Here is a 26807-nt window from a genome sequence, read left to right as displayed (position 1 = left end):
GGCGGCCATCGTCAGATGGCCGCTAATGGATCAGGCTTTTCCGTATGGGCAAACCACAGAGCTTAACGACTCAAGTCCTAGCGCTGTTCGTACTTCACGCAAAATCATCCTCATTTTTCCGCACCGTACACGTCGTCTCAGCCGGATAGCTCCTCGAGACGCTTGCCGTTCGTGTTGGGCCCGAAAATCCCGATCGACAACACGACGACCAGCATGCATGCGGTGATGCCGGCAAACACGCCGACCACACCGAAATCCCGCAGGAGCGCCGCGATGATGAAGCCGGACATCATTGCGCCGACACGGCTCGCCGAATACACGAGCCCGTTCGCGCGGCAGCGGATCGCGGTCGGAAAGAGTTCAGCCTGGTAGGTGTGGTAGCAAACGGAGATGGTCTGGCCCGCGAGGCTGATCAGTACGCCGAGCGCGATCAGCAACGCGGCGGAGCGCGCAAAGGCAAAGGCGATGCCGCATACGATGACCATGACCGCACCGCCGACGATCAACCATTTGCGCTGAACCCGATCGGCATACAGTATCGCCAGCATCGGCCCCACCGGCAGCGCGAACGCAATGACGAACGAATACAGCAAACTCTTCGTCACCGTGATGCCCTGGCCGATCAGCAGTGTCGGCACCCAGTTGGCGAAGCCGTAGTATCCGATCGCCTGGCACAGATTGAACACGACCAGCATGACGAATCGCGACCGATACGGGGGATGCAACAGCTCCGCGAACGAAGCGCGACGATGCAGCGGCTGGTCGACGATCGGCAGCGGCGGCGACAGCGGCGCCCTCGCCTGCCGCGAGACGATCGTCTCGATATGGCTCACGATCGCGTCGGCCTGCTCGGGACGGCCATGCGATGCCAGCCAGCGCGGGCTTTCCGGCACCGAGCGGCGAATGAACCACACCAGCACCGCGCCGGCGGAACCGGCCAGCACCACGACGCGCCAACCGTCGATGCCGAAGACCGTCGTCGGCACGAGCCAGTACGACAGGATCGCGGCCACCGGGGCCGCCGCGAACATCACCATCTGGTTGAACGCCATTGCACGTCCGCGCATGTGTTGCGGCACGATCTCGGTCACATAGCTGTCGATCGTGATGATCTCGACACCCACACCGATGCCCGTGATGAAGCGCCAGAGAATGACCGCTTCGGGCGTCGTCTGGAACGCCATGATCGCCGAGCCGACCGAATACCACAGCAGCGAAATCGTGAACACCGATCTTCGCCCGAAACGATCCGGTAGCCAGCCGAAACAGAACGTTCCAACGAACAGGCCAGCGAAGGTCGCCGCGATGAACCCCGCGATGCCGGTGAATCCGAAGAACGCATGCGTAGTCGTGGCGAGCAGCCCGCTCTTGGCCATTCCAGGCGCGATGTAACCGGTGAAGATCAGATCGTAGATTTCGAAAAAGCCGCCGAGCGAGATGAGCAATACGAGCACCCAAAGGTGTCGCGTAACGGGCAAGCGGTCCATCCGTGCGGAAATGGCCGCGCCAGGCTGAATGCCGACGGGCACACTGGATGCGGCGAGCGGGCGACCGCCCGCGGTAACGGTCTGCTGCATGGCTATTCTGTCTCCATATGATCGTTTTTTTGGCCTGGCTCAATCGGCCGATTCGCGGGCCGCAGCCGACGGCGTGCGCCAGCCGGCATCGCGTCCCGCACCGCGCTACAGTTGCCAGAGAGCGCCGACCTCCAGCTCGCGACGATAATGCGCGGCGCGCTTGGCATAGTCCGCGGCATTCTTCGCGATGGCGGCGATCTGCTCGTCACCCAGTTCACGCACGACTTTGGCGGGGCAGCCGAGGATCAGCGACCGGTCGGGAAACACCTTGCCCTCCGTCACGACCGCCCCCGCCCCGACCAGACACTGTCTGCCGATGACGGCGCCGTTCATCACGATCGCCTGAATACCGATGAGCGACCCGGCGCCGATCGTGCATCCATGCAGCATCGCCTGGTGTCCGATGCTGACATGCGCGCCGATTTCGAGCGGATAACCCGGATCGGTATGCAGCACCGCGCCGTCCTGCACGTTGCTGCCTTCCCCGATCGAAATCGCGGCGTTATCCGCACGCACCACGGCGTTGAACCACACGCTCGCATGCTCGCCGATCGTCGTGCGACCGATCACCACCGCGCGCGGCGCCACCCACGCGGACGCCGCCACGCGCGGCCGCTCGCCATCCAGTTCGAACAGCCTCATGCAACCACCTTGCCCCTGAGCCGTGAAAGCACTTCCTGCGTGTGTTCGCCGATCCGCGCGAGCGCGTGGCGCACCCCGGGACGTCGGCCGCCGATTGTGATCGGCAGCAGCACCACGTCGGTCATGCTGCCGTCGTCGGCCTGCATCGGAGCGAGACCTCCGCTTGCCTTGAGGTGCGGGTCGTCGAGCAACTGTTCCGGCCGCACGATCGGCGCATACGGGATGCCGGCCGCTTCGAGCTTCGGCGCCAGCTCGCCGGCGCGATGGTCTTTCAGCACCGCGCCGAGGCAGGCGAGCAGTTCGGGCCGTACCGCGACCCGCATCGCATTGTTCGCGAAGCGCGGGTCGGCCGCGAGGTCCGGACGCTCGAGCACGTCGCACAGCGTGACGAACTGCTTGTCGCTCACGGCGCCGATGAACAGCTGCTCGCCGTCGGCCAGCGTGAACACATCGTAGACGCTCCACGCCGACACCCGTGCGGGCATCGGCGGCGGCGGCTCGCCCGTCATCGCGTATTGCTGCATGTGCTGCGCCGACAGGAAGACGCAGTTTTCGAACAGCGCGCTCTGGACTTCCTGGCCGCGCCCGGTAAATTCGCGCTCGCGCAGGGCCGCGAGGACACCGATCGCGCCGAACATGCCGCCCATGATGTCGTTGACGGACGTTCCCGCACGCAATGGCCGCCCCACCGGGCCCGTCATGTAGGAAAGGCCGCCCATCATCTGCACGACTTCGTCGAGCGCGAGACGTTTTTCGTACGGGCCGGGCAGAAAGCCCTTGTGGGATACGCTGATCAGACGCGGATAGCGTTCCGACAACGTCTCATGGTCCAGCCCGAGAGACTTCATCAGGCCGGGCCGGAAATTCTCCACCATCACGTCGCACGTGCCGATCAGCTCGGCCGCGGTTTCACGGCCTTGCGACGTGGTGATGTCGATGACGACGCTTTTCTTGTTGCGGTTGAACGACCGGAAAAAACCGACGCCGAGGCCCGGCAGCGTACGCGTCTTGTCGCCGCCGGGCGGCTCGACCTTGATCACTTCGGCACCGAGGTCGGCGAGGATCATCCCGCACGTGGGCCCCATGATCATGTGCGTGAATTCGACCACGCGCACGCCATCGAGCGGAAGCCTTGCATTGACTGACATGATGCGAAACCTCAGATGGAAAGCGCGACGCCGTTGGCGTCGCGTGAATAGGTGTTCGGCAGGCCGGCACGCCAGAGCGCACCGTGCAGGGTTTCGCCGTCGAGCCAGTCCGCGACCTTCGCGCGCAGCGCGAGCAGCGCGGGCAGGTCGATGCCTGTCGCGATTCCCATGTCGGCGAGCATGAATGCCAGATCCTCGGTCGCGGCATTGCCGCTCGCGCCCGGGGCGTGCGGGCAGCCGCCGATCCCGGCAAGCGACGTGTCGAAGCGGGCAACGCCTGTCTCGAGCGCCGCGTACACGTTGGCGAGCGCGAGGCCGCGCGTATCGTGGAAATGGCCGCACCACAGGCGCTCGCCCACCCGATGGCGCGCGTTACCGAACAGGTCGGCCACCGCGTGCGGGCCGGCATAGCCCACGGTGTCGGCAATGCTGACGTAATCGGCACCGGCGTCCAGCAGCGCCTGCATGTAGCGCAGGACGTCGTCGGGCGCCACGCGACCTTGCATCGTGCAGCCGAATGCGGTGCCGATACCGCCTTCGATCAGCGTCTTCGCGCCCGACGCGTCACGCTCGGCGCGAATCCGCGCGACTTCCGAGACGACTTCATCCGGTGTCTTGCGTAGGTTCGCGACGCTGTGCGCGTGGCTCGCGGACAGCGGCACGAGCAGCAGATCGGCGCCGGCGTCCAGCGCGGCCTGCGCGCCTCTCAGGTTCGGCACGAGCACCGATACGGACAGGTCCGGCAACGTCTTCGCGAACGCCACGAGTTCGGCCGTGTCCGCGAGTTGCGGCAGCAATCGGGCCGGCACGAACGAACCGACTTCGATTTCGCGTTGGCCGGCCGCGTACGCGTCGCGGATCCATTCGATCTTGTCGTGCGTCGGCACGATGCGCTGAATGCTCTGCAGACCGTCGCGCAGCCCGACTTCCCGGATGACGACGTCCGGCGGGAACAATGGCATGGGTGTCTCCGTGTTTTCGCCGGTCATGGAAACGCCGACGCTGTGATAACTTTAGACCTGCCAATATCTCAGTAAAGAGACGATTCGGAACCTTCGTCGTTCCGAACCGGAATGTCACCGGAGACCCTTCGTGCGGGACATCGATCTGAAGACGTTGCGGCTGTTCGTTTCGGTATGCGATCACCGCAACATTGCCCGCGCGGCAGAAGAGGCCCATATCGAGCCATCCGCCATCAGCAAGCGCATCGCGCAGCTGGAGGCGGATCTCGGTGCGCCCCTGCTGGCGCGTTCGCGACGCGGGGTCGCGCCGACGAGTGCCGGCATGGCGCTGCTCGAACACGCGCGCACCGTGTTGTTCACACTCGAACGAATCGGCAGCGACATCGCCGCATTCGGCGGCGGACTCCAGGGGCGCGTGAGCATTTGCGCGTCGGCCTCGGCGATCGCGGAAGCCCTGCTCGACGATATCGCGGCGTTCATGAGCGAAGCGGCGAACGCCAATATCCGCGTCGACGTGGAAGAGCGCCTGTCGAACGAGCTCGTGCGTCAATTGCGCGAAGGGGCGGCGAGCGTGGGAGTGTGCTGGGACAACGTCGATCTGCAGGGGCTGCAGTACCGGCCCTATCGACGCGACCGGCTCGCGCTGGCCGTCCCCCCCGACCATCCGCTGGCGCGGCACGCACAATTGAATTTCGATCAGACGCTCGCATACGAGCACGTGGGGCTGCCGCCGTCCACGGCCGTGCACACGATGTTACGGCGCGCGGCCGCCCGCGCGGGAAAGGGGCTGTCTTATCGCGTCATCGTGTCGAATTTCGACGCGGCGTTCCGGGTCGTCGCGGCGGGTCTCGGTATCAGCGTCGTACCGGTCGAAGTGGCCACGACCTATCAGGCGGTGTTTGGCGTCAAGACGATTCCGCTCGTCGATCCGTGGGCGGAGCGGCAGTTCATCGTCTGCTTCAAGCATTTCGAATTCCTGCCGCCTGCCGCGCAACGCATGGTCGATCACCTGGTATCCCGGGCGGCACCCTTGATGCGTGCGCCGATGTGATCAGCCGGCTTATTTTTCCGTGTGTAGAGAGAAGGCGGGCAACTTCGCCCCTAGATATCTAGCGGCCCAGAGTCCATGTGCCGCGAGCCCCATCGTCCGAGCGCGACGTCGACTTCCCAGCTTCGCCCGCGACATCCGACGAGTCCTGGTAACTACCTTGACCATTTCCCAGCGCCCCTAATTCCCCTCCGCTGGAAAAATCAGAGTACGAGCTTCAACCGCGGACCGACCTCCACGAACCCGTTCAATTTGTAGAAAGCCACGGTTCGATACCAGTTTGGTTGGTGCGGGGCGCCAACATCGATTCGACACCAGCCTCTCGCTCTGCCCAGCCCCGTCACCTCGCGAAGCAGTTCGGCAGCCACCCCGGCCGATCGATGAACAGGCGTGACGTAGAGCTCAGTGATTTGACCGAATGCACCGCCGGCAAACATCGCTATACCCTCGTTCACCAGAATCACACCAACGACGTCTTCTTGGAGGCACGCCAGAAAGCAGAAAACACTGTCTGTAATGGATAGAACGCTTCCCGCGAGCAGCGCCCTATCGCTCGAACTTACCTTCCCTTCGCCTAGCTCTACAAAAAGATCGTCCACAAGATTTCCAACCACCTTTGCATCGTCAGTCGTTGCGCGTCGTATCTGAATCATTGTAGGCTCCTGCGCTTGCATCACGAATAGTGTGGCGGTGCCTCGCCGTGGCTATCTATAATGGACCCTTGCCGGCATCTTTCTCGAACACCCAGATAGGGCTCCCAGGTTCAATGGTCAATTCTCAATTCAATGACGCTGAAGATAGCGACAGTAGCCCGCCCGAGAAGCAGCGAGAGCCGGCTGTTGAAAAAGTTTCCCGAGCCTTGGCGGCGCAAATTCATACCTTTCGAACAGCCGAAGGTCTGACATCTGGCGCGCTCGCAAAGATGGCTGGGATTTCACACTCGATGCTCTCACGTATCGAAAAAGGCACCGCAACTCCATCGATTGAGACGTTGACCCGAATCGCAATGGCGTTGGGCAAGCCAGTATCGCGTTTTTTTGTCGACCAGAGCGAGCGCCACGATTGCTCATTTGTGCCAGCTGGCGAAGGTGTAACCGTTGACCGCGAAGGCTCATCGTACGGTCATATCTATCGATTGATTGGCCACGTCCTATCAGGCAATCTGTCCGTCGAGCCGTACGTCGTTACGCTAGACGAAAAATCCCAACCTTGGTCAACTCACCAGACAACGGGCATCCAGTTCCTCCACATCCTCGAGGGCAAAATGAAATATCGGTACGCGAATCGCCTCTACGAGGTTAAGCCCGGCGATAGCTTGCTATTTGACCCAAACGCAGCACACGGTCCTGAAGAAATTCTCTCTACACCGGTCAAGTTCCTGGCTGTCTTCTTCAACATTCGCGAATTCAGCTAGCCGTCGCGCACGCATGTACTGCGTGCGCTCTTTCCTTTCGCTAAACTCAACGACGCAGCATCTTGGCGAATTGCATCGACACCGGACTCTTTCGGTCTGCAACAATCTGGTCGCCGACGACCCTCTGTCGCCCGTAGACGACCCATGCGTCGTCGGGCGAGCCGATTGTCGCATCGACTCGCAGCGCTTCCGGGTTCGCCTCATAGTAATAGAGGTAGACCAACGCCGAGTCGCACTCTCCCTTCATCAGCCGTTCAAAAGCGAACGGGATCGAGACTGCAGGAATGAGCTTCGAGTACGAACTCAGATCGGCATAGTCATCCGTCGCCGGGGAGACTAGCGAAATGGTCTGGGGTTTAACGACCTCCTTACGCGTCAAAACTGCTAACGTTTGACTCGGCGAGATGAATGTGTCCACAACAAAACGCGAGTGGAAGTTGCTGCCCATGACGCGTGGCGTATCGGGGTGTACCGCGCATTGAATCAGAAAATCGATTTCTTGAGAGTCAAATGCGGCCATCGCATCATCGAAGTTATTGAACAACCTGACTTCACCATCAATTTCGTGGAAATCGATGTAACGGTGTGTGACGTATTCGTGGTTCGTGCCCGATGGGCCGAGCGTGCCGAATATGATTCTGGACATCCTCTACTCCTTTAGTATCTGACTTCCATGCCTCATCAGTTGCCATCAGGGCACAGCGCTTTGCTCGAATTCTGATACGACCGACAACGTTCATACACGGCCCCCACAAGCTTGGGGAACGACTCCAGGACTGGGCCACCTGAAGAATATCTCCGACACGCCGATTCATCTGGTCGTGTTCGTGTAGCGCCTTTATGACTTTCTGATATGCGTGAGGCAGCGAAGTAACCCCAGCGCCCCCGGTAAGATCAACATTACGACGGTCTTCCATGCCCCCGAGGTGTACCCTTCCGCCCCGCGCCGGTATGAGTTGAGGGGTGAATCGGGTGGCGTGATGCGTTTGTCAAAAGCCCTCGCTCTACGACTTTCTACAATCTTCTCCCCAACGGGGTCGGTTTGGAGACGATCCCTGGCTTCATTTGTCAATCATCTGGCTAAGAAACTTCCGCGCTCTTTCCGTTTTAGGCTGCACGAAGAACTCCTTAGGCCTGTTGTCCTCGACAACTTCGCCTTGGTCAAGGAACAGAATGCGGTCAGCTACTGCCCTCGCGAAACTCATCTCGTGCGTCACACAGAGCATCGTCATGCCATCCTGCGCGAGCAGCATAAGCGTCTCGAGCACCTCCCTCACCATCTCGGGGTCAAGCGCTGAAGTCGGTTCATCAAGCAGCATGATTGTCGGCGACATGCACAGCGCGCGAGCAATCGCTACACGCTGCTGCTGACCTCCGGACAGTTGCGACGGATACTTCCTCGCGTGCGCGGCAACTCGGACGCGTTCGAGCATTTCGAATGCACGTGCTTCGGCTTCCTTGCGCTTCAGAGCGCGCACGCGCATTGGCGCCAACGTGCAGTTCTCAAGGACGGTCATGTGGGGAAACAGGTTGAAATGCTGAAATACCATGCCCACATCGGCCCGAACCATCCGTACGTGTTTCGCATCGTCGGTCAGCTCGATTCCATCAACTCGGATATCACCCGAGTCATGCCTTTCGAGACGGTTTACACATCGAATAAGCGTCGATTTCCCCGAGCCCGACGGACCACACAGGACAATCTTCTCGCCGCGTCGTACATTGAGAGAAATCGACTTGAGCACGTTGACATCTCCGTAGCTCTTCGTGAGCCCCGTGATGGATATAGCCATTTCGTTGGTCGGCAGAGTGTTCATAGAAGTAATCCTCAGTAAATCGCCTGGTTCAACCGCCGAGCGATGCGGGCAGTCGAGCATGAAACGCGCGTCCGGCAGGACCTTCCGTCCATGCGATGAGCTCGCTCTTCGACAGCCGCTCACGGCCATAGACAATCCACGCATCGTCGACAGTGCCGATACGCTCGTCGATTCTGAATCGGGTGGGGTTATCCGTCGCGAGCGAGGAGTACGTCAACCCACTTTCATATCTGCCGGACAAAAGTCCTTCCGCCACCGAGCCAGTAGATGTCTCGGGAATAAGCGTTAGCCCGTCGGTGTTCACGTAGTCTCGTGTCGCCGGTTGGAGGGCGAGCGTCCGAGGAGCTTCGACATCCACGCGCGTGACGACCGACATGTCCTTACTCGGAGACACGAACGCGTCGATGATGTACAACTGCTTGCGGTACTTCGCCACGATTTCAACGGTGGAGAGGTGAACTGCAACTTGCACGATGTGGTCGGCGCGGCCGTCGATGACCGCTTGGGCCGCATCTTCAAAATTTAGCACCAACTCCAACGATGAATGCCCTTCAAGCCCATGATGTCGGATGTATCGTGCAGTAACAAATTCGTGATTGCTACCGCTCGGGCCAAGCGTAATAAATCGAAGCAATTTCCGTATCTCCATAAAACGTGTTGATGCGGTCAACCCATATCTGGTCACGCCTGCAAGCACTCAGCCGTAATTAGGCGGCATGAGCTCCACCGGAGCGCCGCGAACGCACCGCTGCTTTCCGCCTTGGACTTCGGGGCCCCACCGTGCTTCGCTCATTGCCGGTATGTCGCGCCACAAACAGCTCAAGAAGTCGAAATGCTTGGGACACGATGAACGTCATCGCGAGGTAGACGAGCCCGGCTGCCACGAAGATTTCATACGGCGCGTAGGTCTCACTGACCAGCAACTTCGAAGTGCCCGTGAGTTCCATGATGGTTACGGTCGACGCGAGCGACGTAGCCTTGAGGTTGAGGATGGTCTCGTTCGCATAGGCAGGAAGCGCAATTCGAATCGCAATCGGTGCCTTGATGCGGGTCAGGATCGTTGCGCGGCTCAAACCCAGCGCTTCGGCCGCCTCCGTGATTCCCTTGGGTACTGCTGACAATGCACCTATGAGAATGCGGGCTGTATAGGCGCCAGAGTTCAGCCCCAGCGCAATCACTGCACATGCAAATGGGTCGCGCAGCAAAGGCCACACTACGGAATGTCGGATGAATGCAAACTGCCCGAAGCCGTAATACAGAAAGAACAACTGAACGAGAGCGGGTGTGCCGCGAAACGCACCAATATAGAAGTTGACACCGCCACGGAGCGTCTTCGACGAGCTCATCCCGATGAGCGCCGTCGGAATGCCCACTGCAATCCCGACAACCACAATTGCAGCAAAGAGTTCGAGTGTGATGGGAATCGCGGTGAACAGCCTAGGCAGGCTCGATATGAACAGAGAAAAATCGAACATGCGTCACCTCTCCAATGCGGCTGACGTGTGGCGTCGCACACTGGCGAACGCATTTGTCATGGCATAGCTCAGGACGAAATAGAGCACACCAGCGACAAGGTAAAAGAAGAATGGGCGATTGGTCGCCTCGACCGCGAAGCCGGTTCGTCGCATCAAGTCTTCAAGCCCCACAAGCGACACCAGCGCCGTTTCCTTGAGGAGTACGGTGAGTTGGTTTCCGAAGGCAGGTACTGCGAGTCGCCAAGCTTGCGGCGCAATCACGTGGACGAAACTGGCTATCCCTGGCAACCCTAACGCCGCAGCAGCTTCCACTTGACCACGCGGCACCTCGAGAATTGCCCCCCGGAAAATCTCCGTGGCGTATGCGCCGAAAACGAGGCCGAGCGATATCGCACCGGCACCAAATGCATTGATTTCTACGGGCCCGCCCATTAGGTGCGAAAGCGTCGAACTACCGCCGTAATAGACCAAGAAGATGACCAGCAGGTCCGGAACGCCCCGTATCGTGGTCGTGTACGCGCCAGCAATCTGTCGAAGAATTCTCGATGGCGACAGCTTCGCTGCCGCCATGAGGATTCCGATGACCGTCCCGAACGCTGCTGCCGCGAGTGCGACGAGCAGGGTCGTGACGGCACCGAGCAGAATGAGAACGCCATACCCATTCAGCGTGAAACTTGACATGGCATCACCCGGTTACATCAGTGGGAACGGGAAGTACTTCTTCCTGATTTGGTCGTAAGTACCATTCGCGATGATTGAGGCCAATGCTGCATTCAAGCGATTGCACAGCTCCGCGTCGTTGAGCCGCACGGCAATGGCATTGCCCTCACCGAGGATGCCTCCTTTGAACTCAGGTCCAACGAACGCGAAGTCTTTCGAATCGGGTCGTTTGAAGAAGTCGGCAAAGAACGTCGCCTTGTTTCCGATGATGAGGTCAACGCGGCCCGAAATCAGGTCGAGTTCCGGTTGGCGCGTATCGTCGTACAGCACAAGTGTCGCGGTTTTGTCGTACCCGTTTGCGACCAACCATTGATGTTGTGACGAGCCGCGTTGCACGCCGATACGTTTCCCCTTCAGGCCCGTGGGAGAAACGTCTTTCAAGCCGCTGTCCTTTGCCGCAATGAAGCTCGATGTCGTGTCCTTGTACTTGTTCGTGAACAGGACCTGTTTGCGCCGCTCTGGCGTCGTCGACATCGAGGCAACGATTGCGTCGTACCGATTCGCCTGGAGGCCAGGAATGATGCCGTCCCACGCCTGCGCGACGATTTGGCATTTCATCTTCATTTGGGCGCAAAGGGCGTTTGCGATGTCGACGTCGAAGCCTTGCAACTGCCCGGTCGCGTCTTTGAAACTCCACGGCGGATACGTGCCTTCGGTGGCGACTCGAAGCGTGTCGCCCGCGGAATACGCGGGAAGCGACAGTACGAGCGCCGTTGCTGCGAAAGCGCAGGAAATCAAACCTCGAAGCCGTTGAATCAGGGTGTGTGACATGGCGTGTCTCTCATCGCGAGTGCTGCGCCCGGACATCCGTCGCATTAGCTACAAGGTAGTTCGACTTTAATTTGCCGTCAATTTTTTAATTTTATGCAAATCCCTAATCGGGTAAACGCTAGATCGGCCACCGTCCTAATCGTGGGAGGCACACCGGCGGTACGTCGCCATGCGATTGTTTTCGCAATTCGAAATAATCACATCCTCGCTCGGTCCTGCGCCCGACGAGGACCGCTACGCCTTGAAGCACTCGCGCAACCTGCATCAAACGGATAGGACGCTTGTGCTCAATGGCGGCGTGTCGGTCGTTTTTGGCCGGAGGGTCGCACTCCCGGCAGTTCACCACACGGTCGTTGCCTGGAACTCGATCCGCCCCATCCGGGTAGTCCCACAACTCGTCCCTGCGGTCGAACAAATTCCCGCTCCCCTAGGCGCGTCCTTCAGCAAATACATCACCCAGTCAGGCGATACCGTCACTTTCCGCAGCCCACACTACATCAGCGCCAAGTCCCGACTCTCGTCAGCCCGTAGCAGTCGACGGGCGTTGACGTCGGTTCTCAGCAGCTTCGAGAAATGCGCGATGTGGACGGCCATGCAGGAAGCTCAGAAGCATTAGCGTCGGATGCGCTCGCTCCTCGCGGCCCTTGGTAACGTCCTATTTGTATGCGAATCGCTCCCGGCCGCCGGGTCGATTACACCTCGATCACGCGCCCCGTTTTCCACGACGTCATTGCGGCTTCGGCCAGCTCGAGCGCGGCGAGCCCGTCGTCGATCGTCGTCCGGACCGGCGTGCCGTCGCGCAGCGCGTCGACGAAGTGCGCGATCTCGGCCGCGTACGCGTGCCGGTACCGTTCGAGGAAGAACGGCTCCGGCACGTCTGTCGCGATGCCGCCCGCGAGCCAGGCGCTCACCTCGGTCGGCCGCACGTTGCCGGCCTGCAGCATCCCGTGGCTACCGAGCAGCTCGAAGCGCTGGTCGTAACCGTAGGCCGCGCGCCGCGACGTGTTGATCTGGCACAGCAACCCGCGCCGCGTGCGGATCGTCACGGCGGTCGAATCGATGTCGCCCGCGTCGTGCACGGCCGGATCGGTCAGGCAACTGCCCGTCGCGTGCAGCGTCTGCGCTTCGTCGCCGAGGATCCAGCGGAACACGTCGAAGTCGTGGATCAGCATGTCCTTGAAAATGCCGCCCGAGCTGCGAATGTAGTCGGCGGGAGGCGCGCCCGGATCGCGGCTCGTGACGACCAGCATTTCCGGCGCGCCGATCTCGCCGCGCTCGACGCGCGCCTTCAGCGCCGCGAAGGTCGGGTCGAAGCGGCGCTGAAAGCCGATCATGCAGGTCACGCCGGCGCGCCGCACGACGTCCGCGCATGCACGCGAGCGTTCGACGGTGAGGTCGACCGGTTTCTCGCAGAACACCGCCTTGCCCGCGTTCGCGGCGGCGACGATGAGATCCGCGTGCGTGTCGGTGCTCGACGCGATCACGACAGCCTGCACCGACGCGTCGCCGAGCGCGCGCTCGACGTCGGCGACCTGCGCGCCGTGCGTGCGGGCGAGCGCTTCCGCCGACGGCGCGTGCCGGTCGATCACGTATGTCAGTTTCGCGCCCGGCTGGCGCGCGAGATTCGCCGCGTGGATCTTGCCGATGCGGCCCGCGCCGAACAAAGCGAATTCGATCATTCCGTTCTCCTGTGGATTGCGTTGTCTTGCCGATGCGCTCAGTGATCCGCCAGTTCGCCGCGCACGTAATCGATGCTCGCCCGCAGCCGGTCTTCGATGTCGTCGGCTTCGGCGATCTCGCTCGCGAACGGCTCGAACGACATCGCGCCGCGGTAGCCGCGCGCGAGGAGTTCGCGCAGTTGCCGGATGTTGCCGAGCCGGTCGGCGCCGCCGACCAGCACGCGGTGGCCGTCGCGCATCCGCTCGATCGGCAGGTCGGCTTCCTCGACGCCCGAGATGTGCACGAGGCCCGTCAGGTTCGGGAAGAAGATGTCCTCGCCGGCGAGATGATGGTGGAACGTGTCGTGCACGAGCCGGAACACCGGCTCGCCCGCCGCCGCGTAGATGCCCTTTACCGCGTCCGACTTGCGGCGCAGCGCGCATTCCTCGAAACCGAGCGGCTCGATGAAGCCGAGCAGGCCGCGGGCCGCGAGGATCGGCTTCAGCGCCTGCAGCGCCGTCACGAGATCCGCGTGGCGGGCGTCTGCGCTGCGCGTGTCGGCGCGGCTGTTGGTCGGGCACAGTACCAGCGCACGCGCGCCGCATTGCGCCGCGTAGTCGGCCAGCGCGGTCGCCTCGTCCGCGCGCTCGGCGTTCCACTGCTCGAAGCGCTGCAGCGCGTTGATCGTCAGGATCGTGACGCCGCCGGCGTCGGCCGTCGCGCGCACGGCGGCGGCCGGCGTGCCGTCGGCGAGCTCGACGCCATCGAGATCGTTGCGGATTTCGATCGTGTCGACACCGAGGCGCCTGCACAGCGCGACGTAGCGGTCGAGCTGCAAGCGCGGCGCGCTCATCCGGTTCAGCGAAAAGTGGCAGGCTTGCGTCATCGTTCTGTCCTTGGAGCTTGAGTGAGGCGTGGGGGGCGAATCAGGTGCCGGCATGCGCGGCGAATGCTTGCCACGTGTCGCGCAGCCATTGCGCGCACGCGACGTTGTTGTCGAAGATCGAATAGCGTGCGCCGCCGCCGTAGTCGGGAAACGGGATGAACTCGCAGCTGATCTGCTCGAGTCGTGCCGGCTGCGCGGGAGCGGGAGCGTGAACCTCGGCCTGCGCCTTCGCTTGCGCGTGCAGCAACTGGCGCAGCGCGGCTTTCCACGGATCGAGCGACGCCGCACGCCATTCGCCGTGATAGGCGCCCGGCGCGGGTTCGACGAACGGGTACTGGATGCCGCGGCCGGGCCTGCCGTCCGCGCGGCGCATCCAGGGGTTGGCGGGATTGTTCGGCGTCACGCTGCGCGCATGCGCATGCCGGACCCAGCCGCGCGCGATCCAGTCGGTGTAGATCGCGGCGGGCGACGCGGGGTCGAGCATCGCGTAGCCGCCGTCGGCCGATTCGCGCAGCCCCAACGCGTCGAGCTCGGCGCGGTTGCCGATCTTGAACAGCAGATGCGAATGATCGAGCGTGATCCGGAACGGCGCGCCGGCCTGTTCGACCAGCCGCGCGACGCGCGCCACGCGGGCGACATCCTCGCTCCACATGTCGACGTGCACTTCGAGGCTCGGCAGGCAGCCGACCGGCTCGCCCAATGCGTAGGCGCGCAGGTAGAAATCGGCGACTTCGCGGTCCGATAGCGGATGGCCGTCCGCGTGATGCGCGAACAGCTGGCAGTTGAGCACCGTGCTGCCGAAGCGCGCGCCCGCCGCGACGATCTCGGCGACATGCGCTTCGTCGCGGCCGGCGCACCAGATGCCGCCGATCACGCGAATCGGCAGCGCGTGGCGGTCGACCAGCGCGAAATACGGCGACAGGTCCTCGCCGCGTACCGGGTTCTTTTCGATGTAATCGAACACGCCGGCGCCGGCGATCATCCGAAAGCGTTCGGCGGGCGTTGGCGCCGGCAGCCCGTCGTGTTCGAGCACGCCGTCGAGGTTCACGCCGATGAGGATCGGTTCAGCCATCGTCTCCTGTCCGTTGTCGGTTATCGATGGCTGACCAATGTACGGAGGCGCGGCGCGACCCGCATGACAAACGTTGGCGAAAAATCGCCAACGCGACGGTCGATTTTTTCGCCGCGAGCACGCGGCCCGCCGCGCGGCGCGATTCACGGCTGCAGGTACGCGCTCGTCCTCACGTTCGCCGGACAGAACACGCGGAATTCGACCGGATCGTCCGGCGGCGGTTGTTCGACGATGCCGCATGCATGCAGCACGTGCTGCAGCGCGGAAATCGCCTGTCCGTCCGGATCCTGGTCGATCGCGAGATCCATCGCGCCGGCTTCGATGAAGGCGCGATGCTGGTCGATCATCTCGTGGCCGATCCACACGACGCGCCCGATCGCGCCGGCCTTGCGCAGCGCCGCTTCGATGCCGGCCGAACCCGCGCCGCTGTTGTAGATCGCGACCACGTCGTCGTGCGCCTGCAGCGCCTTCGACACCGCGCGGTAGCAGCGGTCGTCCTGGTCGAGCGTCTCGACCGGCGCGTCGTCGCAGCGCACGGCGGCGAACGCGTCGGCGAGCTGGTCGCGGCAGCCGGCCATCCGGTCGACGTGCGCGCGGTAGCCCATGCGCCCGCCGAGCAGCAGCACGCGGCCGGGGCGCGCCGCGAGGCGGCCGATGTAGTAGCCGGCCGTGCGCCCGGCGCGATAGTTGTCGATGCCGGCGAAGTGCGTGCGGTCGATGCCGCCGATGTCGGTGACCATCGTGACGACGGTCTCGCCCCGCGCGATCGCGCCGGCCAGCGCGTCGCGCACGCGGGCCGTGTCGTGCGCGGTGACGATCAGCGCCGCGCGCCGGTACGCGGGCCGTTCGATCAGCGTCGCGGCGCGCACGTCGTCCGCGGCGGGCAGGATCGTCCGGTGCACGACCACGCGCCGGTCGAGCATCTGCAGCGAGCGCTGCAGCGCCTGCTGCAAGCGTCGGAAGAATGGCGCGTCGGTGTCCGGCAGCAGCACGTCGACGTGGATCAGCCCGTGCCGCGTGTCGGGCAGCTGCCGCGGCACGCCGAGCTGCCGCGCGGCCGCCACCACGCGTTCGCGCGCCTGCGCGGAGACGCTGCCGCGCTCGTTCAGCACGCGGTCGACGGTGGTCGTGCTCACGCCGGCGAGCGCCGCGATCTCATCAAAGCGCGCGGTGCGCTTGCGCCAGCGGGGACCGGTGGGGTCTGCCATGCTTGTCTCCATGTCATCGTCGCCATCGGTGCGTGGCGCTGTGCGCAACGCTACGGTGATGGCGAAATTTCGTCAACGTTTCGATTGAGCGGAGGCGGCCGGACGCCTAATTTTGATCCATGGCAGCGCGCGTTGCGCTTTCATCGCACAAGAACCGCAGGAGACAGACGTGACCCCTACCGACGACCCGGCACGCGAGCGCAATACGGCGCGCCGCCAGGAATACCGAATGATCGGCGGCGCCGGCGAGCGCGCACACGCGGCCGGGCTCGTCAACGCCGCGTGGTACCGGTGCGCGGTGCCGCGGCCGCTGATGAAGCAGCTGATGCAGCGCGGCGATGCGCGGGCGATTCGCGACACGCTGATCTGGTATGCGGCGATCGCGATCAGCGGCGCGCTCGCGTGGCTGGCTTGGCGCGCGCATTCGGCGTGGGCGATTCCTGCGTTCTTCGTGTACGGCACGCTGTACTGCAGCCCGGCCGATTCGCGCTGGCACGAATGCGGGCACGGCACCGCGTTCCGCACGCGCTGGATGAACGACGCGCTGTACCAGGTCGCGTCGTTCCAGGTGTTCCGCCGCGCGACCGCCTGGCGCTGGAGCCATGCGCGCCATCACACCGATACGCTGGTCGTCGGGCGCGATCCGGAAATCGCCGCGCCGAAGCCGACCGACTGGCTCGCGCTCGCGCTGAACCTCGTCGCGCTGAAACACGTGGCCGGTGAGCTGCGCAAGATGGTCGCAGTGTCATTCACCGGCCGGCTCGACGACGAGGAGCGCACCTACGTGCCCGAATCGGAATGGCCGAAGGTCGTGCGCGAGTCGCGCATCCATCTCGCGATCTACGCGCTCGTGACGGGCGCGGCGGTGTACTGGCACACGCTCCTGCCGCTGCTCTACATCGGGCTGCCGAGCCTCTACGGTGCATGGCTGTACCTGTACTTCGGCCTCACGCAGCACGCGGGCATGCCGGAGAACGTGCTCGATCACCGGCGCAACTGCCGGACCGTGATGATGAATCCGGTGTTCCGCTTCCTGTACTGGAACATGAACTACCACGTCGAGCACCACATGTTCCCGATGGTGCCGTTCCATGCGCTGCCGAAGCTGCACGAAGCCGTGAAGGCCGACATGCCGCCGCCGTACCGCAGCACGCTGGCGGCCTATGCGGAGATCGTGCCGGCGCTGGTCCGGCAGACGCGCGACCCGTCCGATTACGTCGTGCGGCCGGTGCCGGATGCCGCGCGTGCCTGACCACTATCGAACCTCACAACGAAGGAGACACGCACCATGACACAATGGATCGACACCGGCGCGCTCGACGACATCGACGACGAAGACGTCGCGCGCTTCGATCACGCCGGCCGCACGTATGCGATCTACCGGATCGACGGCGAGGTGTACGCGAGCGACGGCCTGTGCACGCACGAGCAGGTGCATCTCGCGGACGGGCTCGTGATGGATCACGTGATCGAGTGCCCGAAGCACAACGGCCGCTTCGACGTGCGCGACGGCCGGCCGCTGTCGGCGCCCGCGTGCGAGAAGCTGCGCACGTACCGCGCGAAGATCGAGGACGGTCGCATCCTGATCGAGGTATGACGCGATGACCAGCGACCGGGTGATGGCGATCGTCGGCGCGGGCCATGCCGGCGGCCGCGCGGCGCAGGTGCTGCGCGCGTCCGGCTGGCGCGGGCGCATCGTGCTGATCGGCGCGGAGCCGCATCCGCCGTACGAGCGGCCGCCGTTGTCCAAGGGCGTGCTGACAGGCGAGCGCAGCGCGGTGCAATGCCGGTTGCGCGACGCCGACGCATGGACGGTCGACCGCATCGAGCGGATCGTCGCGACCGTCGAGCGTATCGATCCGCACGCACGCGAAGTGCGCATGTCCGGCGGACACGTGTTCGGCTACGACGCGCTGCTGCTGGCCACCGGCGGCCGTGCGCGCCGTCTGGCCATTCCGGGCGCGGCGCTCGACGGCGTAGTCGCGTTGCGCACGCTCGACGATGCGGCGGTACTCGGCGCGCGGCTCGTGCCCGACGCGCGGATCGTGCTGATCGGCGGCGGCTTCATCGGCCTCGAAGTCGCGGCGTCGGCGCGTCGGCGCGGCTGCCGCGTGACCGTGCTCGACGCGGCGCCGCGACTGCTGGGCCGCGCTGTGCCGGAAGCCATCGCGACGCGCGTGCATGCGCTGCACGATGCGCAGGGCGTGGCGATTCGCCTGAACCGAAAGCCGGTTGCGATCGAGCGGACGTCGGGCGGTGCGCTGGCCGTCGTGCTCGACGACGGCGACACGCTGCTCGCCGACACGGTCGTGGCCGGCATCGGCATCGAACCGGTCGATGAACTGGCGCGCGATGCGGGCCTCGCGGTCGAGCGCGGCATCGTCGTGAATGCGCAGCTCGAGACGTCGGCGCGCGGCATCTACGCGGCCGGCGACGTCGCCGTGTTTCCGAGTGCGTTATCGGGCCAGCTGGTTCGACAGGAGACCTGGCACGGCGCCGAGACGCAAGCGCACGTCGCGGCCCGCAACATGCTCGGTGCGGGCGAAGCGTATCGCGACGCGCCGTGGTTCTGGTCCGATCAATACGATGCGCAGTTGCAGGTGGCCGGGGAACCGGCGCTCGGCACGCAGTCGGTCGCGCGCGTGCTCGGCGACGATGCGGAAATCCATTTCCATTTCGACGCGCGCGCGCGACTCGTCGCGGCGAGCGGCTTCGGCCGAGCAGCGGGATTCGTGAAGGAAATGCGCGTGGCGAGGATGCTGGTCGAGCGCGGGATCGACGTGACGCCGGCGGCGGTTGCGGACGTCGACGTGAAGCTGAAATCGCTGGTGGCGACCGCAGGTGATCGATAGCGGCCCCCCCAGGAGAAGATGGGCCGATTGCGCGCGGCGACCGCTGCCGCGGGTGAAAGCCATCGTGTGCGGGTGCGGTACCGCCTAGCATCGCGCCGATCAACGGCACCTCTGCGTAGCACCAATCGCTGTCGCGCCTGCCCGGGATCGGCAGCACCACATTCATCAGGCGCGGCGACAAGTCGTACGCGGGTCACCGCACAGCCGAGCGCACGCAGGTCGACGGGTAGCGCGGCGAGTGTACCGAAACCGAGAGGCATGACTGTCAATGTCGTCGCGCCCGGCACAACCGACACGCCGTTTCAACGTAATCCGGCGCACGCGGCAATGCCTCCCCCGCCTGCCGCCGATCGGACGCATCCTTACATCTGACGAAATCGCCGCCCATGACGATCTGTTGCTCCTTGCGCAGGCGCAATCACGGGCAAACTGATCGTCATGGGCGGCGATGCATGGCTTTAACATAGCGCGGCGCCGCCGCAAACCCGCGCAACACCGCTGGCGGCGCGAAATCTAGGCCGTCGATGTCCGGTCCCATTCGCTCACCCAAGCGAACCGCTGACTCGCTCGCAAGCATTCGGCCGGATCAGGAAAGCAGCCAAAATGACGTCGCCGCGCGAAATACCGGTCTCCCGGCATACCAGCGATTCCGAACCGTCACCCGAGCCACGACCGGATATTCGCGCACATCGCGCTAGCCGAGATCCCGTACCGCTCGTGCAGCGTCGGCAGCGCGCCCGCGGCGAGGTACGCATCCGGCAGCGCGATCTGACGGAACGGCACCGCGACGCCGGCGCCGAGCAACGCGGTCGCGACCGCTTCGCCGAGCCCGCCGATCGTCGTATGATTCTCCGCGACGACGACCATGCGCCCTTTTCGGGCGGCCTCGCGGACGATGGTCGCCGTGTCCAGCGGCTTGATCGTCGGCACGTGCAGCACGGCGACATCGACGCGATCGGCTTCGAGCGCCTTCGCCACCTCGAGCGCACGCATTGTCATGATGCCGGACGAGATCAGCAGCACGTCGTTGCCATCGCGCAGCAGCTTGGCCATGCCGAGCTCGAAGCGGTAATCGTATTCGTCGAGCACGGCCGGCACGTTGCCGCGCAGCAGACGCGCATACACCGGCCCCTTGTGCGCGGCGATGGCCGGCACCATCTGTTCGATGTCGAGCGCGTCGCACGGGTCGATCACCGTCATGTTCGGCATCGCACGCATCAGCGCGAGATCCTCGGCCGCCTGGTGGCTCGGCCCGTAGCCGGTCGTGAGCCCCGGCAACGCGCAGATCAGCTTCACGTCGAGATTGTCCTCGGCGATCGCCTGATGAATGAAGTCGTACGCGCGGCGCGTCGCAAACACCGCATAGGTCGTGACGAACGGCTGCGCGCCTTCGTGCGCGAAGCCGGCGGCGGCCCCCATCAGCAGTTGCTCGGCCATGCCCATCTGGTAGTACCGCTCGGGGAATGCCTTCGCGAAGATGTGCAGGTCGGTGTACTTGCCGAGATCGGCCGTCATGCCGATCACGTTGGCGTTGGTGCGGGCGAGTTCGGTCAGCGCATGGCCGAACGGCGCGGAGCGGGTCGCCTGCCCTTCCGCGGCGATGGAGGCGATCATCGCCGACGTCTTCAGGCGCGGCTTGTTGTCGGCGGTGCTCATGCGTGTCTCCCTGCTTCGAGTGCGTCGAGCGCGAGTTGCCACTCGTGCGCATCGACGCGAATGAAATGGCTCTTCTCGCGTGCTTCGAGGAACGGCACGCCGCACCCCATCTTCGTGTCGCAGACGATGATGCGCGGCTGCGGCGCGTCGTGCCGGCGCGCATCGTCGAACGCACGTTTCACCGCGTCGATGTCGTTGCCGTCCACCCGTTGCACGTACCAGCCGAACGCCTCGAGCTTGTTGACCAGCGGCTCGAACGCCATGACCTGCGTCGACGGGCCGTCGGCCTGCTGGTTGTTCACGTCGACGATCGCGATCAGGTTGTCGAGCTTCCAGTGCGCGGCCGACATCAGACCTTCCCAGATCGCGCCTTCGTCGAGTTCGCCGTCCGAGAACAGCGTATAGACGAACGCATCGGAGCCCTTGCGCTTCAGGCCGAGACACCGGCCGACCGCGATCGTCAGCCCCTGCCCGAGCGAGCCGCCGGACATTTCCATGCCGGGCGTGTAGCTCGCCATGCCGGACATCGGCAAGCGGCTGTCGTCGCTGCCATAGGTTTCGAGTTCCGCGGCCGGCAGGATGCCGGCTTCGAACAGCGCCGCGTACAGCGCGATCGCATAGTGCCCGTTCGACAGCAGGAAGCGGTCGCGCCCTTCCCAGTCGGGATCGTCGGCGCGATAGCGCATCGCGCCGAAATAGGCGACGGCCAGCACGTCGGCGATGTCGAGCGCCTGGCCGACATAGCCCTGCCCCTGCACTTCGCCCATCAGCACGGCGTTTCTTCGGATGCGGTACGCGCGCTCGGCGAGCGTGACCGCTTCATGGATGGTTTCGGTTTCCATCGATCACTCCAGTATCGGGTCGGAAGGAATGCAAATTAATCAGCGGTGATCAGCGGTTCACGGATCGGGGCACGAGGAACACCAGCAGCGCGCCGGCCGTGATCGCGACGGAGATGAACACGAGCCCCGCGGTGGACTTGCCGGTCAGGTCGTTCAGCCAGCCGACGATCGCCGGCGAGAAGAAGCCCGCCAGGTTCGCGAAGCAGTTGACCGCGGCGATGCCCGCCGCCGCCGACATCCCGCCCAGCAACGCGGTCGGCAGCGACCAGAACTGCGACGACGACGCGAGGATGCCGGCGGACGCGATGCTCAGGCACACGATCGACGCGCCGACGCTGCCGAGCATCGGCAACGTGGCGAAGCCCGCCGCCGCGACCAGCATCGGCACCGCGAGATGGAAGCGTCGCTCGCGGCGACGATCCGCGCTGATGCCGATCAGCGGCAGCGCGACGATCGCGCACGCATACGGAATCGCGGTGAACAGGCCGACCCACAGCGGATCGGCCACGCCCGCCTTGCGAATGATCGTCGGCAGCCAGAACGTAAGGCCGTACTGCCCGAGCACCACGCAGAAGTAGATCGCGGCCATCAGCCACAGCCGGCGGTCCGCGACGAAGGTCCGAATCGACAGGTGGGCGGTGGTGTGCGCGGCGTCGGCCGACACGTTGCGCGCGAGCAAGGCTTTTTCGGCGTCGGTCAGCCATTTCGCGCCGGCGATGCCGTCGTCGAGATACAGCAGGATCGCGAAACCCAGCACGAACGACGGCAGCGCCTCGAGCAGGAACAGCCACTTCCAGCCGGCCATCGACATCGCGCCGTGCAGCGAATGCATGATCGCGCCCGACAGCGGCCCGCCGATGATCCCGGCGAGCGGAATCGCCATGAAGAACAGCGACAGCGCCTTCGCGCGCCGCGCCGACGGGAACCAGTACGTGAGATACAGGATCACGCCCGGCGCGAAGCCGGCTTCGGCGACGCCGAGCGCAAACCGCAGTACGTAGAACGCGGTAGGCGACTTGACGAACACGAAGCTCGCCGAGATCACCGCCCAGGTCAGCATGATGCGCGCGAGCCAGCGGCGCGCGCCGACGCGATGCAGGATCAGGTTGCTCGGCACCTCAAACAGGAAATAGCCGAGGAAGAAGATGCCTGCGCCCATCCCGTAGACCGTCTCGCTGAAGCGCAGGTCGTTGAGCATCTGCAGTTTCGCGAAGCCGACGTTGACGCGGTCGAGATACGCGCCGAGGTAGCACAACATCAGGAACGGGATCAGCCGTCGCGCGACCTTCGCGTAGGTGGCCGCTTCGAACGTCCGCGCGTCGTCGCGTTGCAGCATCTCGCCCTCGACGGGCGGTGCGGGGTACTTTGCTCTCATCCTTGTCTCCTGCCATGGCCCCGGGTTGTCCCGGGTGCATGATGGTCGGCGCCGCGCATCGGGCGGCGCCGTTCTCAGTGAATCAGCATCCCGCCGTTGACGTCGAGCGTGATGCCCGTCAGGTAGCTCGACAGGTCGCTCAGCAGGAACAGGCACGCATGCGCGACGTCGGCGGCCTCGCCGAGCCGGCCGAGCGGAATGCCCTTGATGATGTCCTCGCGCATGTCGGGCGTCAGCTTGTCGCCGGTGATGTCGGTCTGGATCAGGCCCGGCGTGATCGAATTGACGCGGACCCGGTCGGCGCCGAATTCGCGCGCCATCGCCTTCGCGAGGCCGAGCACGCCGGCCTTGGCGGCGCTGTAGTGCGGGCCGCCGAAAATGCCGCCGCCGCGTTGCGCGGAGACCGACGACATGCAGACGATGCTGCCGCCGCGTTGCTCTTTCATCGCGGGTAGCACCGCTTGCGACATGTACAGCGTGCCGCGCAGGTTCACGTCGACGATCGCATCGAAGTCGCGCGCCGAGATCTCCAGCGTGCGCACCGGCTGCGTGATGCCGGCGTTGTTCACGAGGCCGTCGATGCGGCCGAAGTGCTCCAGCGTCGCGCGGGCGGCCGCCGCGCACGCGTCGCGGTCGGTCACGTCGCAGGCGAGGCCGAGATGGCCGGCGCCGAGTTCGGCGGCGGCCGCTTCCGCGTCTTCGCGGCGCAGGTCGAGGATCGCCACGCGTGCGCCGTGCGCGGCCAGCGCGCGGGCCGTGGCCTTGCCGATCCCGCGCGGCGACGCGGCGCCGGTCACGATGATGGTCCGGTTGTCGAGCAACATCGCTTGTCTCCTTGTTGATGTGTTGTCCGGAGTGTCGGCTCACCGGGCACCCGCATCAACGCGGAAACGCTCAGCCATAGTTGAGAAAATTTCAGATGACGGCGAATAGCCGGTGCTGCAGCGCAATATCGCGGGGCGTGCCGCCGGATGGCGCGGTCAACCCGCTTGCCGATGAGCGGCGACTTCCCGCTCGATCCACGCCAGGAAGCGCTTCACGCGCGGCAATTCCGCGTTCTGCCGCGGGTAAACGAGATGATGAGCACCGACTTCGACCGCATGGCGCTCGCCGAACACCGGCACCAGCAGCCCTTGACGGATCTTCACCGACGCGAGCATCAGGCTTTCGAGCGCGATGCCGAGGCCGAGCGCGGCGGTTTCGAGCGACATGTACGAGCGGTCGAACGAGAAGTCGAAGGTTTTCTGCGCCGCCAGCGGCACGCCGGTGCGGCCGAACCACTGCTTCCACTGGACCAGCGGCGTTTCGGAATAGATCAGACGATGGGCGAGCAGGTCGTCCGGCGCGTGCACCGGATGTTGCTCGAGGTACAGCGGCGACGCGAGCGGCGCGATGAACTCGCCGCGCACCGTCTTCACCTCGAGGTTGTCCCAGTTGCCGTAGCCGTGCCGGACGTCGATATCGTAGAAGCCGTTCGAGAACGACACGTTTTCGTACGAGCACGCGAGGTTCAGCTGGATATCGCCGTTCGCCTCCTGAAACGACGACAGCCGCGGCAGCAGCCACATCAGCCCGAAGCTCGGGCTCGAATGCACGCGCAGGATATCGACTTCGGTGCGGCTCGAAGCGCGCTCGGTCGCGCGGCTGAGGTCGGCCAGCGAGCCGGTGACGTCGGCCAGGTAGCGTTCGCCGGTCGGCGTGAGGACGAGGCCGCGCCCCGAGCGCTGAAACAGCGGTTGACCGATCTGCGCTTCGAGGTTGCTGAGCTGGTGACTGACGGCGGACGCGGTCAGGCCGAGCTCTTCCGCCGCTCGGTTGACGCTTTTAGTCCGGGCGACGCTTTCGAACGCGATGATGGCCTTGAGCGGCGGGATACGCATGTTGAAGTCTTGGAGAATTTGTCGAACGCCAGCAAAGCGATATCGTGCTCGGGTGATCGCCCAAGCAAAGCCAGTCCAATATATTACGCGTCAATTCTGGGCCGCCGGAGCACGTCCAGTCACCGCATTGTCACCGAGCCCAGAGTCGCGAGGAGCGGTGTCAACTTCCCGGGAAGCTGGAATCAGCAACCACGCGGTATGCGGAACCTGAGTTTGAACCGACCATCGCGCCATGGTGATAAGGTTCCCTATGCTAACTGCCCTCAACCGAGCGCTTGGTGACCCTGAGAAACGAACGCGAGCACCGATGCTGGATCATTGAGTTTGAGTGGTACTCGGGACGGAAGGCGTCGTGGCGACGACAGTCGCGATCCCCACTTCCTTGAACCCCTTGGCCAGCAGCATTGGCCTAAGTTCCTTCATAGCACTGTCCGGTACAGCCACCCACAGCAGATCTCGGGCCCGGGTTGCCGCGACGTAGCCAATGCGCCCGACCTCCGTGCTGACACCATCCAGCAGTGCCTGCGCATGCTCTTTGAGGGTGATATACAGCACGGCGTCCAGACTTTCTCCCTTAGCCTTGTGAACGGTATCGACTCGCAACGTTGCGACATCGCTGGAGGCCAGGTCCTCGGCGTTTGCGAGCGGCGCGCTTGGCAGGGACTTCTTGGACAGCTTGCGTCCGATGTTGTCGGTCGACTTAAGGCCGAACTTCGACTCCAGGCCGGCTAGCAAAACCTTGATGCGGGCCAGCAACAAGGGGTGCCATTGGGTGTCTGCAACCAGCGACGCGGAAGGTAGGCCGGCGGCTGCATTGCGCGTAAATGCCCAGATTGCTTTGCGGATTTCCAGGGACGCCACATCACCAGAGGGTTGTGTGATTTGACTCACCATCCCATGGGGCACGTTTTCGAGCAGTGCGACGACAGCGACGACTACGCGCTGAAACGCCCTAAGGAAGTCCTTTCGCCGGTCGCGCAACACCGCTGCAGCCGCGAATGCTTTGACTAGGCCTTGGCCGGCCGGCGCTTCGTCTCCACGCAGCGTGTCGGCGAGACCCTTTCCCCTGCAGAGAACGGCTGAGCGCGTGACGTCGGCTCCAACGGCGGACATCGCGCCCTGAAACGCGGTGATGAGTTGTGAGTGCTGTGTCCGCTTGTAGCCGGTGAAAAAGGCGCCATGCGGCGTGCTGGGTGCGGCTCGCTCGGCAACATCGCTACGGCCGCACAGACCGTTGGCAAGATCCACTATGCTCGGGGCAGACCGGAAGTTCCGTTGAAGTGAGTACTGCTTGATACTTTCGCGGTGGTGGTAGTCGGTCAGGAACTTACCGTTGGCGCCTGCGAACTCGTAGATGCCCTGGTTTGGATCACCTATAAGTGTCACGCAAGACCCGGCACCGATGAGCAACTCCACAATAGCTTGGTGCGCCGACCCAATGTCCTGCGCCTCGTCGATCAGGATGTGGGGGTAGCGGCGAGCCAGAGCGGCGAGGAGCTCTGGGCGCTCCTTCAGCGCCCGGTACGCCCAATACCGTCCCAAGTCGTGCGTGTAGGCGCCAGTACGGCCAAGCTTTGCAATCAGGTTGCGTGCTGCAGACGCGTCCACGACCTCGATCTGATCGTTGTAGACGTGGAAGAATACCTCTTCACCGTTCACGAATGCCATGTGCAGCGCCGTGATTGGCTGAGGAAAGGACGATGTCGAGAACTTGAATCCCTCCAGGTGTAGTGGTCTAATGAATCCGGACACTGATTTAGGCGAGAATGGTCGCCATGAAGAGGTGTCTGATGAGCAAGCAAC

26 protein-coding genes are annotated in these 26807 nt (G+C 64.0%); 5 read left to right on the top strand and 21 right to left on the bottom strand.

The window, feature by feature from the left end; translation table 11 throughout:
- Positions 1-137 precede the first annotated feature (137 nt).
- From DIE16_RS32520 to DIE16_RS32505, 4 genes are all read right to left on the bottom strand, one after another.
- Positions 138-1577: an MFS transporter gene (locus tag DIE16_RS32520; protein ID WP_124894178.1), complete on the bottom strand. Its 1440-nt coding sequence runs from the start codon at positions 1575-1577 to the stop codon at positions 138-140.
- A gap of 105 nt (positions 1578-1682) precedes the next feature.
- Positions 1683-2219, bottom strand: a complete 537-nt coding sequence (locus tag DIE16_RS32515; protein ID WP_124894177.1) for a gamma carbonic anhydrase family protein — start codon at positions 2217-2219, stop codon at positions 1683-1685.
- Entirely contained in the window at positions 2216-3367 is a 1152-nt protein-coding gene (locus DIE16_RS32510; protein WP_124894176.1) for a CaiB/BaiF CoA-transferase family protein, read from the bottom strand. Before DIE16_RS32510 ends, DIE16_RS32515 begins: the two co-directional genes overlap by 4 nt.
- 11 nt (positions 3368-3378) lie before the next feature.
- Positions 3379-4329 (bottom strand): hydroxymethylglutaryl-CoA lyase, encoded by a 951-nt coding sequence (locus DIE16_RS32505; protein ID WP_124894175.1) that lies wholly within the window; start codon positions 4327-4329, stop codon positions 3379-3381.
- Between the two features lie 130 nt (positions 4330-4459).
- On the opposite strand from DIE16_RS32505, the gene DIE16_RS32500 reads away from it, so the two are divergent.
- Positions 4460-5380 (top strand): LysR family transcriptional regulator, encoded by a 921-nt coding sequence (locus DIE16_RS32500; RefSeq protein WP_124894174.1) that lies wholly within the window; start codon positions 4460-4462, stop codon positions 5378-5380.
- Between the two features lie 200 nt (positions 5381-5580).
- On the opposite strand, the gene DIE16_RS32495 is transcribed toward DIE16_RS32500, so the two are convergent.
- On the bottom strand, positions 5581-6030 hold the full coding sequence (locus tag DIE16_RS32495; protein ID WP_185735544.1) for a GNAT family N-acetyltransferase: 450 nt from the start codon (positions 6028-6030) through the stop codon (positions 5581-5583).
- Between the two features lie 113 nt (positions 6031-6143).
- Here DIE16_RS32495 and DIE16_RS32490 point away from each other — a divergent pair, with 113 nt between their 5' ends.
- Positions 6144-6791, top strand: a complete 648-nt coding sequence (locus DIE16_RS32490) for an XRE family transcriptional regulator (RefSeq protein WP_124894172.1) — start codon at positions 6144-6146, stop codon at positions 6789-6791.
- 46 nt (positions 6792-6837) lie between these two features.
- On the opposite strand, the gene DIE16_RS32485 is transcribed toward DIE16_RS32490, so the two are convergent.
- The 10 genes from DIE16_RS32485 to DIE16_RS32440 form a co-directional block, all read right to left on the bottom strand.
- Positions 6838-7437, bottom strand: a complete 600-nt coding sequence (locus DIE16_RS32485; protein ID WP_124894171.1) for a hypothetical protein — start codon at positions 7435-7437, stop codon at positions 6838-6840.
- A gap of 415 nt (positions 7438-7852) precedes the next feature.
- Entirely contained in the window at positions 7853-8608 is a 756-nt protein-coding gene (locus tag DIE16_RS32480) for an amino acid ABC transporter ATP-binding protein (RefSeq protein ID WP_124894170.1), read from the bottom strand.
- Positions 8609-8636: 28 nt separating this feature from the next.
- Complete coding sequence (locus DIE16_RS32475) at positions 8637-9278, bottom strand: hypothetical protein (protein WP_124894169.1); 642 nt, start codon at positions 9276-9278, stop codon at positions 8637-8639.
- A gap of 37 nt (positions 9279-9315) precedes the next feature.
- Positions 9316-10083: an ABC transporter permease gene (locus tag DIE16_RS32470; protein ID WP_124894168.1), complete on the bottom strand. Its 768-nt coding sequence runs from the start codon at positions 10081-10083 to the stop codon at positions 9316-9318.
- 3 nt (positions 10084-10086) lie between these two features.
- A complete protein-coding gene (locus tag DIE16_RS32465; protein ID WP_124894167.1) occupies positions 10087-10764 on the bottom strand; it encodes an ABC transporter permease in 678 nt (225 codons plus the stop codon).
- 12 nt (positions 10765-10776) lie between these two features.
- Positions 10777-11574, bottom strand: a complete 798-nt coding sequence (locus tag DIE16_RS32460) for a transporter substrate-binding domain-containing protein (RefSeq protein ID WP_124894166.1) — start codon at positions 11572-11574, stop codon at positions 10777-10779.
- Between the two features lie 692 nt (positions 11575-12266).
- Positions 12267-13253 carry an inositol 2-dehydrogenase gene (iolG, locus tag DIE16_RS32455; RefSeq protein ID WP_124894165.1) on the bottom strand — a complete coding sequence of 329 codons (987 nt, stop codon included), beginning with the start codon at positions 13251-13253 and terminating at the stop codon, positions 12267-12269.
- Positions 13254-13291: 38 nt separating this feature from the next.
- Entirely contained in the window at positions 13292-14119 is an 828-nt protein-coding gene (locus DIE16_RS32450; protein WP_124894164.1) for a TIM barrel protein, read from the bottom strand.
- 40 nt (positions 14120-14159) lie between these two features.
- The gene (locus DIE16_RS32445; RefSeq protein WP_124894163.1) at positions 14160-15191 is read right to left on the bottom strand and encodes a xylose isomerase; all 1032 of its coding nucleotides are present in this window, start codon (positions 15189-15191) and stop codon (positions 14160-14162) included.
- A 143-nt stretch (positions 15192-15334) separates the two neighbouring features.
- Entirely contained in the window at positions 15335-16399 is a 1065-nt protein-coding gene (locus DIE16_RS32440; RefSeq protein ID WP_124894162.1) for a LacI family DNA-binding transcriptional regulator, read from the bottom strand.
- A gap of 169 nt (positions 16400-16568) precedes the next feature.
- On the opposite strand from DIE16_RS32440, the gene DIE16_RS32435 reads away from it, so the two are divergent.
- The 3 genes from DIE16_RS32435 to DIE16_RS32425 are packed head-to-tail and all read left to right on the top strand — an operon-like array spanning position 16569 to position 19251.
- Entirely contained in the window at positions 16569-17651 is a 1083-nt protein-coding gene (locus DIE16_RS32435) for a fatty acid desaturase family protein (protein ID WP_124894161.1), read from the top strand.
- 36 nt (positions 17652-17687) lie between these two features.
- Positions 17688-17996: a non-heme iron oxygenase ferredoxin subunit gene (locus DIE16_RS32430; RefSeq protein ID WP_011546150.1), complete on the top strand. Its 309-nt coding sequence runs from the start codon at positions 17688-17690 to the stop codon at positions 17994-17996.
- 4 nt (positions 17997-18000) lie between these two features.
- The gene (locus DIE16_RS32425) at positions 18001-19251 is read left to right on the top strand and encodes an NAD(P)/FAD-dependent oxidoreductase (protein ID WP_124894160.1); all 1251 of its coding nucleotides are present in this window, start codon (positions 18001-18003) and stop codon (positions 19249-19251) included.
- Between the two features lie 657 nt (positions 19252-19908).
- On the opposite strand, the gene DIE16_RS32420 is transcribed toward DIE16_RS32425, so the two are convergent.
- The 6 genes from DIE16_RS32420 to DIE16_RS32395 form a co-directional block, all read right to left on the bottom strand.
- On the bottom strand, positions 19909-20907 hold the full coding sequence (locus DIE16_RS32420; RefSeq protein ID WP_124894159.1) for a transketolase family protein: 999 nt from the start codon (positions 20905-20907) through the stop codon (positions 19909-19911).
- Complete coding sequence (locus DIE16_RS32415) at positions 20904-21749, bottom strand: transketolase (protein WP_124894158.1); 846 nt, start codon at positions 21747-21749, stop codon at positions 20904-20906. The genes DIE16_RS32420 and DIE16_RS32415 overlap by 4 nt, the downstream gene beginning before the upstream one ends.
- A 49-nt stretch (positions 21750-21798) precedes the next feature.
- On the bottom strand, positions 21799-23124 hold the full coding sequence (locus DIE16_RS32410) for an MFS transporter (RefSeq protein WP_059907632.1): 1326 nt from the start codon (positions 23122-23124) through the stop codon (positions 21799-21801).
- Between the two features lie 74 nt (positions 23125-23198).
- Entirely contained in the window at positions 23199-23948 is a 750-nt protein-coding gene (locus DIE16_RS32405; RefSeq protein WP_059619735.1) for an SDR family NAD(P)-dependent oxidoreductase, read from the bottom strand.
- 156 nt (positions 23949-24104) lie between these two features.
- Positions 24105-25004: a LysR substrate-binding domain-containing protein gene (locus tag DIE16_RS32400; RefSeq protein ID WP_059619736.1), complete on the bottom strand. Its 900-nt coding sequence runs from the start codon at positions 25002-25004 to the stop codon at positions 24105-24107.
- A gap of 315 nt (positions 25005-25319) precedes the next feature.
- Positions 25320-26672 carry a UvrD-helicase domain-containing protein gene (locus DIE16_RS32395; RefSeq protein ID WP_260434500.1) on the bottom strand — a complete coding sequence of 451 codons (1353 nt, stop codon included), beginning with the start codon at positions 26670-26672 and terminating at the stop codon, positions 25320-25322.
- Positions 26673-26807 lie beyond the last annotated feature (135 nt).

The sequence above is a fragment of the Burkholderia sp. Bp9090 genome, assembly GCF_003857985.1.
Taxonomy (GTDB): Bacteria; Pseudomonadota; Gammaproteobacteria; order Burkholderiales; family Burkholderiaceae; genus Burkholderia.
Note: the sequence above shows the minus strand (reverse complement) of the source record. Positions and strands in the feature narration are given on the sequence as shown.

What these genes read in the sequence shown, in the direction of transcription:
- DIE16_RS32520 (WP_124894178.1), bottom strand. Translation starts at nt 1,577, where the DNA reads ATGCAGCAGACCGTTACCGCGGGCGGTCGCCCGCTCGCCGCATCCAGT.
- DIE16_RS32515 (WP_124894177.1), bottom strand. Translation starts at nt 2,219, where the DNA reads ATGAGGCTGTTCGAACTGGATGGCGAGCGGCCGCGCGTGGCGGCGTCC.
- DIE16_RS32510 (WP_124894176.1), bottom strand. Translation starts at nt 3,367, where the DNA reads ATGTCAGTCAATGCAAGGCTTCCGCTCGATGGCGTGCGCGTGGTCGAA.
- DIE16_RS32505 (WP_124894175.1), bottom strand. Translation starts at nt 4,329, where the DNA reads ATGCCATTGTTCCCGCCGGACGTCGTCATCCGGGAAGTCGGGCTGCGC.
- DIE16_RS32495 (WP_185735544.1), bottom strand. Translation starts at nt 6,030, where the DNA reads ATGATTCAGATACGACGCGCAACGACTGACGATGCAAAGGTGGTTGGA.
- DIE16_RS32490 (WP_124894172.1), top strand. Translation starts at nt 6,144, where the DNA reads ATGGTCAATTCTCAATTCAATGACGCTGAAGATAGCGACAGTAGCCCG.
- DIE16_RS32485 (WP_124894171.1), bottom strand. Translation starts at nt 7,437, where the DNA reads ATGTCCAGAATCATATTCGGCACGCTCGGCCCATCGGGCACGAACCAC.
- DIE16_RS32480 (WP_124894170.1), bottom strand. Translation starts at nt 8,608, where the DNA reads ATGAACACTCTGCCGACCAACGAAATGGCTATATCCATCACGGGGCTC.
- DIE16_RS32470 (WP_124894168.1), bottom strand. Translation starts at nt 10,083, where the DNA reads ATGTTCGATTTTTCTCTGTTCATATCGAGCCTGCCTAGGCTGTTCACC.
- DIE16_RS32465 (WP_124894167.1), bottom strand. Translation starts at nt 10,764, where the DNA reads ATGTCAAGTTTCACGCTGAATGGGTATGGCGTTCTCATTCTGCTCGGT.
- DIE16_RS32460 (WP_124894166.1), bottom strand. Translation starts at nt 11,574, where the DNA reads ATGTCACACACCCTGATTCAACGGCTTCGAGGTTTGATTTCCTGCGCT.
- iolG (WP_124894165.1), bottom strand. Translation starts at nt 13,253, where the DNA reads ATGATCGAATTCGCTTTGTTCGGCGCGGGCCGCATCGGCAAGATCCAC.
- DIE16_RS32450 (WP_124894164.1), bottom strand. Translation starts at nt 14,119, where the DNA reads ATGACGCAAGCCTGCCACTTTTCGCTGAACCGGATGAGCGCGCCGCGC.
- DIE16_RS32445 (WP_124894163.1), bottom strand. Translation starts at nt 15,191, where the DNA reads ATGGCTGAACCGATCCTCATCGGCGTGAACCTCGACGGCGTGCTCGAA.
- DIE16_RS32440 (WP_124894162.1), bottom strand. Translation starts at nt 16,399, where the DNA reads ATGGCAGACCCCACCGGTCCCCGCTGGCGCAAGCGCACCGCGCGCTTT.
- DIE16_RS32430 (WP_011546150.1), top strand. Translation starts at nt 17,688, where the DNA reads ATGACACAATGGATCGACACCGGCGCGCTCGACGACATCGACGACGAA.
- DIE16_RS32425 (WP_124894160.1), top strand. Translation starts at nt 18,001, where the DNA reads ATGACCAGCGACCGGGTGATGGCGATCGTCGGCGCGGGCCATGCCGGC.
- DIE16_RS32420 (WP_124894159.1), bottom strand. Translation starts at nt 20,907, where the DNA reads ATGAGCACCGCCGACAACAAGCCGCGCCTGAAGACGTCGGCGATGATC.
- DIE16_RS32415 (WP_124894158.1), bottom strand. Translation starts at nt 21,749, where the DNA reads ATGGAAACCGAAACCATCCATGAAGCGGTCACGCTCGCCGAGCGCGCG.
- DIE16_RS32410 (WP_059907632.1), bottom strand. Translation starts at nt 23,124, where the DNA reads ATGAGAGCAAAGTACCCCGCACCGCCCGTCGAGGGCGAGATGCTGCAA.
- DIE16_RS32405 (WP_059619735.1), bottom strand. Translation starts at nt 23,948, where the DNA reads ATGTTGCTCGACAACCGGACCATCATCGTGACCGGCGCCGCGTCGCCG.
- DIE16_RS32400 (WP_059619736.1), bottom strand. Translation starts at nt 25,004, where the DNA reads ATGCGTATCCCGCCGCTCAAGGCCATCATCGCGTTCGAAAGCGTCGCC.
- DIE16_RS32395 (WP_260434500.1), bottom strand. Translation starts at nt 26,672, where the DNA reads ATGGCATTCGTGAACGGTGAAGAGGTATTCTTCCACGTCTACAACGAT.